Consider the following 13,407-nt stretch of genomic DNA (forward strand, 5'->3'; position numbering starts at 1 on the left):
GACCTCCGGTGACGATGCGTGTGTGGTAACCCACATCGTCCCGGAGGTCTTCTTCTACGTCACCCGTTCACAACGTCCCGAGGAACTACAGCTAGCGGGACTCGCGCGCCGCGGCTGACCGGCGGCCGGCCCGGACGGGGCGGACCTCGAAGCGCCGCAGCGCGAGCGCGGGGTTCTTCTCCCGGGCCGCGGCGATGCGCTCCTGCGAGAGCCAGGCGACCGCGACGTCCTCGACCTCGCCGAGCGTGGCGATCTCGACGCCCATGGGGTCGACGATCATGCTCGTCCCGACGCCGATCGGCGGGGTCTGGTCGGCGGCGACGAGGTAGATCGTGTTCTCCAGCGCGCGGGCGGTGACCAGGGTGCGCCAGTGCGCCTCCTTGAGCGGGCCGCGGACCCACTCGGCCGGGGCGGCGACCACGTCGGCGCCCGCGTCGACGAGCCAGCGGGTCACCTCCGGGAAGCGCAGGTCGTAGCAGGTCTGCAGGCCGACGACGAGGCCGCCCACCTCGAAGGTCTGCGGCACGCCGATCTCGCCGGGCGCGACCCAGTCGGACTCGGTCTGGCCGAAGGCGTCGTAGAGGTGCAGCTTGCGGTAGGTGGCGACGACCGCTCCCCCGGGCTCGACCGCGACGAGGGTGTTGGCGATCCGCTCGCCGTCGCCGACGGACTCCACCATGCCCGCCACCAGGTGGACGCCGAGCTCGCGCGCGATCTCGCCGAGTCCCTGGACGAACGGGCCGTCGAGCGCCTCGCCCGCGGCGACGAGCTCGGGGCCGAGCGGGTCGACGAAGAACGAGCTGTACTCGGGCAGGACCACGACGCTGGCGCCGCGCTGAGCGGCGACGCCGGCGAGGCGGCGGATCACCGCGAGGTTCGCCGCGCGGTCGTCGGTCGGAGCGAACTGCGCGACGGCGAAGCCGACGGCCGCCGCGCTCGCGGGCCGAGCGGCCTTGCGCGTGGAGGCTCTGCGCTGCGCCGCCATCAGCTCGGCGGGTAGAGGAAGAGCGGGACGCTCGAGGCCGGGATCGTCCGCGCGTGGTACGCGTGGTCGTTGCCCCAGTTGTACTCCTCGAGCGAGACGGTGCCGTCGCCGTTCACGGACTGCACGTAGGCGACGTGGTTGCCGTTGAACCAGGCGACGGCGCCGGGCACGGGCGTGGTGCTGGTCTCCCAGCCGTGCGAGGCCCACTGGCCGGCCCAGGCGTAGGCGCTGCCTCCGCCCGGGGTCAGGTTGCCCCAGGTCCACTTGAACGGGGCGCCGGTGGAGCCCTGGTCGCGGTTCAGGCGCCAGGCGACGAAGTCGACGCACTCGCGGTAGTAGTAGCGCAGCGGCGAGAGCCCGCCGCCCTGGTCGTCGGTCAGCGCGTCGCGCCAGGGGTAGTCGTCGCCCTCCTCGCGGGGAGTGACGGAGCTGCTGGTACCGGCCGAGCGGCCCGTCGCGGCAGCGCCCGTGGACGTGCCGGAGGCCTCCTCGGCGGCTGCGGCGGCGGCGGCCGCAGCGGCGTCGGCGGCGGCCTTCTCGGCGGCGGCGGCGAGGGCGCGCGCCTGAGCTGCGGCCTCGTCGAGCTGCGCCTGCGTGGGGGCGGTGAAGGAGTCGCGGATGACCTGCTCCTGCACGGCGGTCGAGGCGACGGTGAGCTTCTGGTTGCCGAGCGCCTGGATGCGGGCGGCGGCCTCGATCGCGGCCTGCGAGTCGGGGGCGGTGTCGAAGGAGTAGGCGGGCAGGGCCATCACGGCGACCATGCCGGCGATCGCGGCGGCCGCGACCGTGCTGACCGTGGTGCGGAGGACTCGGCCACGGCGGCGGCGGACGGGCGCCACCGTCGCGAGGACGGGCGTGCGCACCGCGACGGGAGCGACGGGCACCGGGCGTGTGCGGGGAGTCGGACGCTGAGCCTGTGCGGCGGATTCGGCGTCCCGCCGGCTCCGGCGGGTGAGGTGGATCCCCTCGCTCGGGGACCCGTCCCGGGTCGCTCCTGCGGTCTCGTCCACCTGTTCGTCGCTCACACCAGCACCCTTCGCATCCCGGACGAGGATAGCGTGCGCCCCGGCCCGACACACCGAGCGACTCGGGGCCGGGCCGGAGGTCCGGCGGCGATGGGGCCTCCTGGGAAGGATCACCCAGTGCGCAGGGAGAAGCCATGCTGATCGAGTAGGCCGCGCAGCGGGCGTATCGAGATCCACCGGCGTCAGAACGAGAGTCTGCAGACCCGCCCTGCTGGGGACGGTGGGTCTCGATACGCCCCTGCGGGACTGCTCGACCAGCATGCCGGGCCGCGCCGCGGCGTACTCCCGGGCAGAGCGGCCCGCGATGCGGGCCCTTCATCTCGAGCAGCCCGCGATGCGGGTCCTCTACGAAGAGCAGCCCGCAAAACGGGTCCTCCATGCAGCATCCGCGGAGCAGGCATCTCATGCTGATCGAGTAGCCCGCGGAGCGGGCGTATCGAGATCCACCGGCGTCAGAACGAGAGTCTGCAGACCCGCCTGCTGCGGACGGCGGGTCTCGATACGCCCCTGCGGGGCTACTCGACCAGCATGCAGTCGCAGTCGCAGCCGCAGCCGCAGCCTCAGTCGCAGTCCCACTCGCAGTGCAGCGTGCTCCTCGTGATCCACCTGCCTGCGGAGTAGCGTCGCGCGCAGGACGCGGCGACGACGCTGCGCGGACGGGAGTGCGGTCATGATCCGGAGCGAGCGGGCCTTCAGCGGGTTCAGCGTGCAGGACGTCGAGGCGGCGAGGGCGTTCTACGGCGACGTCCTCGGGCTGGAGGTGTCGGTCAACGCGATGGGGATCCTCGACATCGCCCTGCCCGGCGGCGGGAGCGCCATCGCCTACCCGAAGCCGAGCCATGTGCCGGCCGAGTTCACGATCCTCAACTTCGCCGTCGAGGACGTCGACGCGGCGGTCGCGGCGCTCAACGAGTCCGGCGTCGTCACCAAGATCTACTCGGACGGCGAGATGCCGACCGACGAGAACGGCGTCATGCGCGGGCGGGGGCCGACGATCGCCTGGTTCCGAGACCCGTCGGGCAACGTGCTGAGCGTCATCGACGCGGCCTCGTAGCGCCGTGGGACGCCGCCGTTAACGACGAAAGCCGGCCGCTTTCGCGACCGGCTTCCGTCTTCTTGTTGCGGGGGCAGGATTTGAACCTACGACCTCTGGGTTATGAGCCCAGCGAGCTACCGAACTGCTCCACCCCGCGGCACAAGAAGAGACATTACACGGGGATCAGGACCGATGCAAATCGAGCGGGCATCCGGAGCGGGCAGTGCCGTGTTCGGCGGCTCAGACGGGCTTCGTCGCCGTCCACGCGACACCGTCGAGGGCGCTCGCGGCGACCTCGAGACCGGTCACCCGGAGAGCCTCCGCGACCTGGTCCGCCGAGCGCTCCCAGGTGCGCACCGCCGGGTCGTCGACGCGCGGCCGCGCCTGCGCGCCGATCACCGCGGTCCCACCCGGTGCGACGAACCACTCGACGATCCGCGCCCACTCCTCGAGATCGGGGAGCCAGGCGACCGCGTCCAGGGTCGTCACGACCGCGTCGAAGGCGTCGGGCTCGGGCAGCATGTGCCGCAGCTCGTAGAGGTTGGCGCAGACGAAGCGGGTCCGCTCGGCGAGACCGCGCTCGCGCGCCGCCTCGCGGGCCCGCCGGATCGCCGGCATCGAGAAGTCGACGCCGATGACGTCCTCGCCCCGCTCGGCGAGCAGGAGCGCGTCGCTCCCGGCGCCGCACTGCAGGTGCAGGACCCGCGCCCCGGCCGGCACCGCCGCCCCGAGCGCCCGGAGGGGCGCGCCGTCACCGGCACGCCCCTCCCAGTACTCCCGGTTCGGATCGAGCCACTCCCCTGCGCGCAGGTGCTCGCCACGATCGACCTGGACCATCGGCCTACTGCTGCCCCTCGGCCGCCAGCGCCCGCTGGAGCGCCTCGGTGAGCTGCTCGTCCGCCGCCGCGAAGGCGGTCAGGTCGCCGGCCTTGAGGGCGGTCTCGCGGGCGGCGAGAGCCGTGCTCGCGTCGCTCAGAGCGGCCTGGAGCTCGGTCTGGTCGCCCGTCGGAGCCGTCCCGCCGGTGCCCGCGTCGCCGGTCCCGGTGTCGCCCGTGCCCGGATCCGCCGTGTCGGTCGGCGTCGGGGTCGGAGTGACCACCGTGCCGGTGTCACCGGCGTCCGCTCCCGAGTCGCCGCCGAAGAGGCTGTCGAGGGCGGCGTCGAGGGTGTCCTCGAAGGCGATGTCGTCACCGAAGGCGACGAGCACCTTCTGCAGGAGCGGGAAGCTCGTGTCGCCGTTCGAGCTGACGTAGATCGGCTGCACGTAGAGCAGACCGCCGCCGACGGGCAGGGTGAGCAGGTTGCCCCGGGTCACCGTCGTGTCGCCGCGCTGGAGAAGTGCCAGCTGGTTCGCGACGGTCGGGTCGGTGTTGAACGCGTTCTGCACCTGACCGGGGCCAGGCACCGTGTCGTCGCTCGGCAGCTCGAGCAGCCGGAGCGTGCCGTAGCCGTCGGCCACCGCGCCCTCCGTCGAGCCCGCGTCCGAGTCGGCGACGAGGTAGCCGGTGAGCACGTTGCGGCTCGCCGCGCTGCCGGGTGTGCTCGCCGGGATGTACGTGGAGTACAGGGAGTACGACGGCGTCTCGACGTCGGGCGTCTGGAGCGTCAGGTAGTACGGCGGCTGCAGCGTGTCCCCGCCGCCGACGGCGGCCGTGCTCGCTCCACCCGAGGTCGGGTCGTTCGGCGTGGACCAGGCGGCCTCGCGCGAGTAGAACGAGCCGGCGTCGGTCACGTGGTAGGTGCCGAGCACGGCGCGCTGCACCTTGAAGAGGTCCTCCGGGTAGCGGACGTGGCTGAGCAGGCCGGCCGACATCTCGCTGATCGGCTCGACGGTGCTCGGGAAGATCTTCTGCCAGGTCTGCAGGATCGGGTCCTCGGTGTCCCAGGCGTAGAGCGTCACGCTGCCGTCGTAGGCGTCGACCGTCGCCTTGACCGAGTTGCGGATGTAGTTGACGTCGTCGGTCGGGAACTGCTGCTGCGTGTTGGTGTCGGCGATCGCCTGCGAGAGGCTCTGCACCTCCGAATACGGGTAGTCCGCGGAGGTGGTGTAGCCGTCGACCACCCAGACGACGCGGCCGTCGACGACGGTCGGGTAGGCGTCCGAGTCGAGCGTCAGGTACGGGGCGACCTTCTGGACGCGCTGCACCGGGTCGCGGTCGTAGAGGATCTGCGACTGGTCGTTGACGCCGTCCGAGAGGAAGATCTGCTCGGACTGGAACTTGATCGCGTAGACGAGCTTCTTGAAGACGTTGTCGAGCGAGGGGCCGCCGTTGCCATCGAAGGTCGTGTAGGTCTGCTGCTCGCCCTCGGTGCCCGAGGGGTAGTCGAGCTCGATGTTGCGGTCGCCGTCGCCGCCGACGATCGAGTAGCCGGGCGAGTTCTCGCCGAAGTAGATCCGCGGCTCGTAGTCGCCGAGGTCACCGGTCGTCGGGACGCCGGACTCGATGAAGACGGGCTCGCCGTCGGACGAGCGCTGGTTGCCGTATGCGGCGACCAGGCCGTAGCCGTGGGTGTAGACGAGGGTCTGGTTGTACCAGGTCTGGTTGGTGCCGAGGCCGTTGAGGTTCAGCTCGCGGACGCCGACGACGGCGTCCTGCGTCGACCCGTCGATCGAGTAGCGGTCGACGTCGAGCGCGTTCTGCTGGTCGCCGAAGGAGTAGTACTGGCGGAACTGCTGCAGCTGCGAGAACGCGTCGGTCACGACGGCGGGGTCGAGGATGCGGATGTTCGCCGTGGTCTCCGCGTCGGAGCGGAGCGCGCCCGGCTCGGCGTCGGTGGTCGCGTCGTACGGGATGACCTCGACGTCGGAGACACCGTAGGCCTGCCGCGTCATGTCGATGTTGTCCTGGATGTACGTCGACTCGAGCGTGCGCTCGTTCGGCTCCACCTGGAACTTCTGGACGACCCACGGGTAGAGCGAGCCGACGAGCAGGCTCGCGACGATGAGGAGCGCGGTGCCGATGACGGGCAGGCGCCAGCGGCCGATGAAGGCCGTGATGATGAAGAGGACGGCGATCAGCGCGGAGATGGCGGCGAGGATCTGCAGGCCGGGGATCGTGGCGTTCACGGAGGCGTAGGTCGCGCCGGTGATCCGGGTGCCCTGGCGGCTGAGGGTCGCGTACTGGTCGAGCCAGAGGCTGACCGCCTGCACGAGCAGGTAGAGCGCCGCGATGATCGCGAGCTGGATGCGCGAGGACTTCGAGATGCGGATCTCGCGGCCGTTGATCCGGATCGCGCCGTAGAGGTAGCCGGTGGCGAGGGTGGCGAGCGCCGAGATGATGAGCACGGCCGAGGCGAAGCCGACGATGCTCTGGTAGAAGGGCAGCTCGAAGAGGTAGAACGACGTGTCGAGGCCGAACAGCGGATCGACGTCGCCCGAGGGCGTGCGGTTCCAGAAGGTCAGGCTCGTCTGCCACCGGGTGGAGGAGGAGACGCCGGCGAAGAGGCCGAGCACGGCCGGGATGCCGAAGGTGGCCAGGCGCCGGAGCGGCTCGACGACCTGCTGGTAGCGGTCGATCTGCGAGTTGAGCTTCGCGTAGACCGGGCGCAGCCGGTAGGCGAGCGTCAGGCTCACGAACACGGGGACGGCCATCGCGACGAAGCCGATGACGAAGAGCCCGCCCGCGGCGAACCACTGCGTCGTGAGCACCGAGAGGAACCCGAGCTGGTCGTACCAGAGGATGTCGGTGTAGAGACCGGCGAAGACGAAGAACGCCACCACCAGCACGGCGACCACCACGACCGTGACGGCGAGAACGCTCCGTCTCTTGCGCGGCGGGGCTTCGGTTGCTGCAGAACTCACGGATAAGCCTCTTGATGTGGAGATGTGACGGGAGGCTCCCCATGGTAGGCGACGACCAGCGAGGGGACCTGAGCGTCGCCCTCAGGGAGCGGCCCGGCCGCTCCGCCCTGAGCGGACAGGGCGGGCGGTGGCCGCTGCTCCTGGCACCCGTGGATCTCGATACGCCCGCTGCGCGGGCTACTCGATCAGCATGCCGCGGTCGTTCGGCGACTCGGTGGCCGCACATGCTGGTCGAGGAGCCCCGCAGGGGCGTATCGAGACCCGACCCGTCAGTTGATGGGGGTCGCGCCGTCGCAGGTCGGAAGGGCGTCGGTGTCGCCCGCGGCGACGCCCTTCAGGGCGGCGAGGGAGTCGTCGAGGGTGGCGACGCTGAAGACCTGGAGGCCGTCGGGCACGTGGCCGACGACCTCGTTGCAGTTGTCGGCGGGCGCGAGGAAGTACTGCGCCCCCGCATCGACCGCGCCGAACATCTTCTGGCGGATGCCGCCGATCGCGCCGACCTCGCCCGCGGCGTCGATGGTGCCGGTCCCGGCGACGGAGGCGCCGCCGTTCAGCGCGCCCTCGGTGAGCTTGTCGATGATCCCGAGCGCGAACATCATCCCGGCGCTCGGCCCGCCGACGTCGTCCAGCTGGATGTCGACCTCGAACGGGAAGTCGAAGGCCGCACCGGCGACGATGCCGATCACGGCCGCTCCGTCGTTGTCGACCGGGGTGACCTGCACGTCCTGCTCGGCCCCGCCGCGCTCGACGGTGAGGGTGACCGGCTGCTGGGTGCCCGAGGCCTGGACGGCGGCGCGGAGCGCGGTCACATCGGCGACCGGCTCCCCCGCGACGGCGACGATCTCGTCGCCGGTCTCGAGCGCGCCGGCGGCGGGCGAGTCGTCCGGGATCTGCACGACCGAGACACGCTGGTTGATCGGATAGCCGAGCTCCGTGAGCGCCGCGGCGATCGCCTCCTGCTGCGAGTCGGTCATCTCGGCCTGGTTCGCCTGGTCCCGCTCCTCGACCGTCGAGGACGGCGGGAAGATCTGCGCGACGGGTACGACGGCCTTGGTGCGGTCGAACCAGGCGCTCGCGACCTCGATCCAGGTCGGCAGGCTCTGCGGGTTGCCGACCACCGAGACCGTCAGCATGTCGAGCGTGCCCTCGGTGGGATAGGTCGTCTCGTCCGGGATGGAGATCAGCGGAACGTCCTCGCCGCTCGTGCCGAGGGTGTCGAAGACCGGGCCCGGCTGCTCGATCACGTAGGGGGCGGGGGTGACGCCGAGCCCGACGACGAGCGCGACGCCGGAGAAGAGGACCGCGGGCCCGACCCAGGCGCGCCGGCCGCGCGGGGAGGAGGGGCGCGGGTCGACGGAGAACAGCAAACGGGGGCCTCTCTGGGGACGTGCGGGGCGGCGGCGCCGGCGTGTTCGCGGCGGGCGGAAGCGGGTCGGGGCCGGGCGGTCGACTTCACGTCGTGGCTCCGGACGCTCGGGCTAACGTAGCTTGCACGACTGGGAGTCGTGTCACGATCCGTCGCCCGAACCGGGTGTGCAGAGGCCGGCTCCGTGCGATGAGAGAGGGCTCCCCGAATGGCCGAAGGCGACAACGCGGACCGACCGGGCGGCGGCTCGGAGGACGAGTTCCGCGACATGCTCCGGCAGTTCCTCTCGGGGAACGGCCCGATCGACCCGAGCCAGCTCGCCGGCGCCGCCGGTCTGCCGAACGACCCGGTTGCTCTGCAGAACCTGCTCTCGCAGCTGCAGAGCGCGATGCAGCAGTCGGGCGGCGGGATCAACTGGTCGCTCGCGCTCGAGCAGGCGAAGCAGCTGGCGCGCGCCGAGTCGGTCCCGGTGACCGACGCCGTCCGCGCCCCGCTCGACGGCGCCTTCGGCGTCGCGGCGCTCTGGCTCGACGAGGTGGCCTACGTCTCCGAGCTGAGCCGTCCGCCGCGCACCATCAGCCGGCTCGAGTGGATCACGCTCACCATGCCGGTCTGGACGCAGCTCGCCGAGCCGGTCGCCCTCAGCATCTCCGACGCGCTCACCGGCGTCATGCGCGACCAGGCCCCGGAGGAGATGAAGGCGATGATCGCCGGCGCCGAGGACATGATGCGCGGCATCGGCGGCACCCTCTTCGCCCTCCAGCTCGGCCAGGTGGTCGGCCAGCTGGCCGCCGAGGTCGTCTCCGGCGGCGACATCGGCATCCCGCTGCTCGAGGAGAACGACGCGGCGATCCTGCCGCAGAACGTCGCCGCGTTCGGCGAGGGCCTCGACATCCCGATCGACCAGGTGCAGATCTACCTCGCGGTGCGCGAGCTCGCCCACGCGCGGCTCTTCCGGCACGGCAAGTGGGTCCGGCTCGCCCTGATCTCGCAGATCACCGACTTCGCCCGGGGCATCACGATCGACACCACCCGCCTCGAGGAGCTGGCCGAGAACTTCGATCCGTCCAACCCCGAGGAGCTGCGCGACGCGATGACCTCCGGCGCGCTGATCCCGCCGAAGACCGAGGAGCAGCTCGCCGCGCACGGCCGCCTCGAGACGATGCTCGCCCTGATCGAGGGCTGGGTGGACGTGGTCACCGCCGCGGCGACCACCCGCCTGCCCAGCGCCGGCGCGATCGCCGAGACCGTCCGCCGCCGTCGCGCGTCCGGCGGGCCCGCCGAGTCGGCTTTCGCCACCCTCGTCGGCCTGGAGCTGCGGCCGCGCCGCCTCCGCGAGGCCGCCGCGATGTGGCAGGCCGTCACCGACGCGGTCGGTCCCGAGGCGCGCGACGCGCTCTGGTCGCACCCCGACGTGCTGCCCGGCTCGGACGACCTCGACGACCCGACAGCCCTCGTCGCGCGCCTGAGCGCCGAGGCCCGCGGCGAGACCCCGGAGCCCGACGAGATGGACCGCGCACTCGAGGAGCTGCTGAACGGGACGACGCCCGCGGCGCCGGAGGGCGAGCAGCCCGAGGCCGGCACCGACGGCGGCCGTCCGGACGACGACGGCACCGCTCCCACCGGCGACCGACCGGTCTGACCCCTGCGCGGGAGGGGTCCACGACCTGTGGACAACTCCCGCGCCGCCCGGCCGCTCTCGGCCATGATCTCCCGATGGTCCTCCGGCTCGATCCCCGCTTCCCCCTGGTCTGGCGCTCCGCGACCGCGATGCAGGTCGGACTCGACCACCCGCGGGTCGTGCTGGAGGGCGTCGGCTACGCCGAGGAGCTGCTGGTGCACGCCCTGCGGCTGGGCACCAGCGCGGGCACGGCGCGGCTGATCGCGACCCGCGCCGGCGCCTCGGACGCGCGCGTCGACGAGCTGCTCGCCACGCTGCGCCCGGTGCTGCTGCGGAGCATCGACCCGGATCCGCCCGCGCCGCCGCGGGTGGTCGTCGAGGGCGTCGGCTCGGCGGCCGACGCCCTGCGCAGCCTGCTCCGCGGCGAGGGCTGCGAGCTGGTCGGCGAGGACGCGGTGCCCGCTCTCGCGGTGCTCGTCGCCGACTACGCCGTCGCTCCGGCGCGCGCCGCGCACTGGCTCTCGAGCGACGTGCCCCACCTGGCCGTGGTCTTCGGCGACGAGGCGGTCCGCATCGGCCCCCTCGTCGAGCCGGGCGGCGGGCCCTGCCTGCACTGCGCCTACCGCGACCGGATCGACCTCGACCCGGAGTGGCCGCGGCTGGTGATCCAGGTCCTCGGCACCACCGCCTCGACGCGCACCGCCCTCTCCAGTGCCGCGATCGCGGTCGCGGCGGCCGACGCGGCGCTCCGGCGGCTGCACGCCGCCTGGACCGGGCTGCGCAGTGTCGAGCGCACCTACTCCGACGCCTCCGGCTCGTTCAGCGAGCGGCGGCTGGAGCCGCACCGCGGGTGCGCGTGCCGATCTCTGCGAGGAAGCGCGACGGCTCCCGCCGCGTGACCCGGCCCACGGTGGACTGCGACCAGGAGAGCCGCAGCCGCTGACGCGCGCGGGTGATGCCGACGTAGAGCAGCCGGCGCTCCTCGTCGATCGCCTCGAGGCCGCTCGCGTAGGAGATCGGCAGCAGGCCCTCGGTCAGGCCCATCAGGTGCACCGACTCCCACTCGAGGCCCTTGGCGGAGTGGAAGGTGGCCAGGGTGACGGCCGCGCGGTCCGGCTCGTGGTGCACCTGCTGGCGCGCGAGGAGGTCGTCGGTGAACTGCTTGAAGCTCCAGCCGGCGGGCGCCTCGTCGACCAGCCGGGCGAGCGTGTCCAGCGACTCCCAGCGCTCGCGCACGGCACCCGGTGCCGACGGCGGCTCGGCGCTCCAGCCGAGCGAGCGGAGGACGTCGCTGACCGACTTGAACAGCGGCTCGCCCGAGATGGAGACCGAGGCCGCGCGCAGCTGCATCACCGCCTGCTTCACCTCCGGCAGGTCGAAGAAGCGCTTGCCGCCGCGCAGGTGCGCCGCGACGCCGCGCTCGTGCAGCGCGCGCTCGAGGATCGCGGACTGCGAGTTGGTGCGGAAGAGGATCGCGATGGCGGAGGGGCGCACGCCCGCCTCGATGTCGGCGGCGACGCGGGCCGCCACTCCCCTGGCCTCCGCGACGTCGTCGGGGTAGGCGTCGATCGCCGGCTCCGGGCTCTCGGCGGCGGCGGGGGCGCTCGCGACGGAGTGCAGCACGAGGGCGCCGGGCCGGCCGCGCATCAGCCGGTTCGCGGTCTGCACGATCGGCGGCGCCGAGCGGTAGTTCTCCTCGAGGCGGACGACCGTCGCGGCCGGCCAGCGCGAGCCGAAGTCGAGCAGGTAGTCGGCGCGGGCGCCGGCGAAGGAGTAGATGGTCTGGCTCGCGTCGCCGACGACGCAGAGGTCGCTGCGGTCACCGAGCCAGAGCTCGAGCAGCCGCTGCTGGAGCGGGTTGACGTCCTGGTACTCGTCGACGACGAAGAAGCGGTACTGCTCCCGGACCTGCATCGCCATCGCCGGCTCGGACTCGAGCATCCCCGCGGTGACCAGGAGGACGTCCTCGAAGTCGATCTGCCGGCGCTGGTCCTTCAGCCCCTCGTACTCGTCGACCATCGCGACGGTCTGCTCGAGGGTGAGCCGTCCGGGCAGCGCACGGGTCCGCGCGGCCACCGCGTACTGCTCGAGCGAGAGCGCGGACACCTTCCGCCACTCGATCTCGGCGGAGAGGTCGCGCAGGGTCGCGGTGTCCAGCTTCAGCCGGAGCCGCTCCGCCGCGTGGCCGAGCAGCCGCGCCTTGCCGTCGAGCAGCTGCGGCATCGTGCCGCCGACGAGCTGCGGCCAGAAGAAGCCGAGCTGCGAGAGCGCGGCGGCGTGGAACGTCCGGGCCATGACGCCGCCCGCCCCCAGGACTCGGAGCCGGGAGCGCAGCTCGGCGGCCGAGCGGCTGGTGAAGGTCAGCGCCATCACGCGGGCCGGCGTGTAGACGCCGGTCGCGACGCCGTGCGCGATCCGGTGGGTGATGGTCCGCGTCTTGCCGGTGCCCGCGCCGGCCAGGACGCAGACCGGGCCGAGCAGCGCCTCCGCCGCCTCGCGCTGCCCCTCGTCGAGTCCGTCGAGCAGGGTCACGCGACGATGGGGCCGTTCTCGAGCGCTCCCCCGTACCAGTCCTCGATCATCGCGCGGGCGATCGACGAGCGGCCGGGCAGCAGCACCGACTCGAGCGAGTCGTGCAGCTGCTGGCGGGTGAACCAGCGCAGGGCGACGATCTCCTCGCCGTCCGGGAGCAGGTCGGCGGGGGCCTGGTCCTCGGCGAGGCGGGCGGTGAAGCCGATCATCAGCGAGGCGGGGAACGGCCAGGGCTGCGAGCCGAGGTACTGCGGGTCGACGACGCGCATCCCGGACTCCTCGAAGATCTCGCGGACGACCGCCGCCTCGAGCGACTCCCCCGGCTCGACGAAGCCGGCCAGCAGCGAGAAGCGGCCGGTGCCCCACATCGCGTTCGAGCCGAGCAGCAGGCGGTCGTCGGCGTCGAGGACGCAGACGATGATCGCCGGGTCGGTGCGCGGGAAGACCTGGCTGCCGTCGGCGGGCGAGCGGCGGACCCAGCCGCCCTGCTCGATCACGGTGGCCTCGCCGTTGCGCGGCGAGAAGCCGTGCGAGGCGTGCCAGTTGACCATCGCGAGCGCCTCGGTGAAGAGGCCGGCATCGCGGTCGCTGAGGTGCTCGGCGAGGGTGCGCAGGGCGCCCCAGGCGGCGTCGTCGGGCTCGAGGGCGCTCGCCTGCTCGTCCGTGAGCACGGCGGCGACGACGGGAGTGCCCGCGGGCTCGCCCTCGGCGTCGACGGTGGTGCGGCCGAGGTAGAGGCGGAGGGCGCCCGCCGGCACGTCGGCGGCGGGACGCAGGGCGAGGCGCTCGCCGTCGACCAGGGCGCGGTCGCCGCGCAGGAGGACGACCCGGGTCGCCGGGTCGGCGTCGAGCTCGTCGAAGAGGTCGGCGCGCGCGCGGGCGAGGTAGTCCCGGTCGACCGCCTGGCGGGCGAGCGGGAGGCGGTCGGAGAACGACGGGGTCATGCGGGCTCATTTCGAAGCGGTGCCGGGGGGACGGCCGGTGCGGGGCCGAGGAGGTGGCGGGCCGGGCGGCGGCCGGGAGGAGCGCGGCTCCTCGAC

At 72.7% G+C, this 13,407-nt stretch carries 10 protein-coding genes and 1 tRNA gene; 3 read left to right on the forward strand and 8 right to left on the reverse strand.

Translation table 11 applies throughout. The features are described 5' to 3' along the window. Positions 1 to 91 precede the first annotated feature (91 nt). Both EDF45_RS20360 and EDF45_RS20365 read right to left on the reverse strand, forming a co-directional pair. Positions 92 to 985: a carbon-nitrogen hydrolase family protein gene (locus EDF45_RS20360; RefSeq protein WP_123737683.1), complete on the reverse strand. Its 894-nt coding sequence runs from the start codon at positions 983 to 985 to the stop codon at positions 92 to 94. Next, complete coding sequence (locus tag EDF45_RS20365) at positions 985 to 2,010, reverse strand: CHAP domain-containing protein (protein WP_148060353.1); 1,026 nt, start codon at positions 2,008 to 2,010, stop codon at positions 985 to 987. The genes EDF45_RS20360 and EDF45_RS20365 overlap by 1 nt, the downstream gene beginning before the upstream one ends. A gap of 670 nt (positions 2,011 to 2,680) precedes the next feature. Between EDF45_RS20365 and EDF45_RS20370 the strand changes: the two genes are divergently transcribed. Next, positions 2,681 to 3,064: a VOC family protein gene (locus EDF45_RS20370; RefSeq protein WP_123737685.1), complete on the forward strand. Its 384-nt coding sequence runs from the start codon at positions 2,681 to 2,683 to the stop codon at positions 3,062 to 3,064. A gap of 65 nt (positions 3,065 to 3,129) precedes the next feature. On the opposite strand, the gene EDF45_RS20375 is transcribed toward EDF45_RS20370, so the two are convergent. The 4 genes from EDF45_RS20375 to EDF45_RS20390 form a co-directional block, all read right to left on the reverse strand. Next, positions 3,130 to 3,203, reverse strand: a tRNA-Met gene (locus tag EDF45_RS20375). An 83-nt stretch (positions 3,204 to 3,286) separates the two neighbouring features. Then, the gene (locus EDF45_RS20380) at positions 3,287 to 3,883 is read right to left on the reverse strand and encodes a bifunctional 2-polyprenyl-6-hydroxyphenol methylase/3-demethylubiquinol 3-O-methyltransferase UbiG (RefSeq protein ID WP_123737686.1); all 597 of its coding nucleotides are present in this window, start codon (positions 3,881 to 3,883) and stop codon (positions 3,287 to 3,289) included. A 4-nt stretch (positions 3,884 to 3,887) separates the two neighbouring features. After that, positions 3,888 to 6,848 carry a UPF0182 family protein gene (locus EDF45_RS20385; RefSeq protein WP_243598541.1) on the reverse strand — a complete coding sequence of 987 codons (2,961 nt, stop codon included), beginning with the start codon at positions 6,846 to 6,848 and terminating at the stop codon, positions 3,888 to 3,890. Between the two features lie 269 nt (positions 6,849 to 7,117). Beyond that, positions 7,118 to 8,215: a PDZ domain-containing protein gene (locus EDF45_RS20390; RefSeq protein WP_123737687.1), complete on the reverse strand. Its 1,098-nt coding sequence runs from the start codon at positions 8,213 to 8,215 to the stop codon at positions 7,118 to 7,120. Positions 8,216 to 8,422: 207 nt separating this feature from the next. On the opposite strand from EDF45_RS20390, the gene EDF45_RS20395 reads away from it, so the two are divergent. Both EDF45_RS20395 and EDF45_RS20400 read left to right on the forward strand, forming a co-directional pair. Then, the gene (locus tag EDF45_RS20395) at positions 8,423 to 9,856 is read left to right on the forward strand and encodes a zinc-dependent metalloprotease (protein WP_123737688.1); all 1,434 of its coding nucleotides are present in this window, start codon (positions 8,423 to 8,425) and stop codon (positions 9,854 to 9,856) included. Between the two features lie 74 nt (positions 9,857 to 9,930). Continuing rightward, positions 9,931 to 10,734 (forward strand): hypothetical protein, encoded by an 804-nt coding sequence (locus tag EDF45_RS20400; RefSeq protein WP_123737689.1) that lies wholly within the window; start codon positions 9,931 to 9,933, stop codon positions 10,732 to 10,734. Here the strand turns inward: EDF45_RS20400 and EDF45_RS20405 are convergent. Both EDF45_RS20405 and nudC read right to left on the reverse strand, forming a co-directional pair. Then, positions 10,655 to 12,367, reverse strand: coding sequence for an ATP-dependent helicase (locus EDF45_RS20405; protein ID WP_123705100.1), 1,713 nt, complete (start codon positions 12,365 to 12,367; stop codon positions 10,655 to 10,657). The genes EDF45_RS20400 and EDF45_RS20405 overlap by 80 nt on opposite strands. Continuing rightward, the gene (gene nudC / locus EDF45_RS20410) at positions 12,364 to 13,311 is read right to left on the reverse strand and encodes an NAD(+) diphosphatase (RefSeq protein ID WP_123737690.1); all 948 of its coding nucleotides are present in this window, start codon (positions 13,309 to 13,311) and stop codon (positions 12,364 to 12,366) included. Before nudC ends, EDF45_RS20405 begins: the two co-directional genes overlap by 4 nt. Between the last annotated feature and the right edge of the window lie 96 nt (positions 13,312 to 13,407).

The organism is Rathayibacter sp. PhB186 (assembly GCF_003751825.1).
Classification (GTDB): Bacteria; Actinomycetota; Actinomycetes; order Actinomycetales; family Microbacteriaceae; genus Rathayibacter; species Rathayibacter festucae.

Bases quoted from the DNA above. Each gene is read 5' to 3' on its own strand.
- EDF45_RS20400 (WP_123737689.1), top strand. From the start codon at position 9,931: ATGGTCCTCCGGCTCGATCCCCGCTTCCCCCTGGTCTGGCGCTCCGCG.
- EDF45_RS20360 (WP_123737683.1), bottom strand. From the start codon at position 985: ATGGCGGCGCAGCGCAGAGCCTCCACGCGCAAGGCCGCTCGGCCCGCG.
- EDF45_RS20380 (WP_123737686.1), bottom strand. From the start codon at position 3,883: ATGGTCCAGGTCGATCGTGGCGAGCACCTGCGCGCAGGGGAGTGGCTC.
- EDF45_RS20395 (WP_123737688.1), top strand. From the start codon at position 8,423: ATGGCCGAAGGCGACAACGCGGACCGACCGGGCGGCGGCTCGGAGGAC.
- EDF45_RS20370 (WP_123737685.1), top strand. From the start codon at position 2,681: ATGATCCGGAGCGAGCGGGCCTTCAGCGGGTTCAGCGTGCAGGACGTC.
- nudC (WP_123737690.1), bottom strand. From the start codon at position 13,311: ATGACCCCGTCGTTCTCCGACCGCCTCCCGCTCGCCCGCCAGGCGGTC.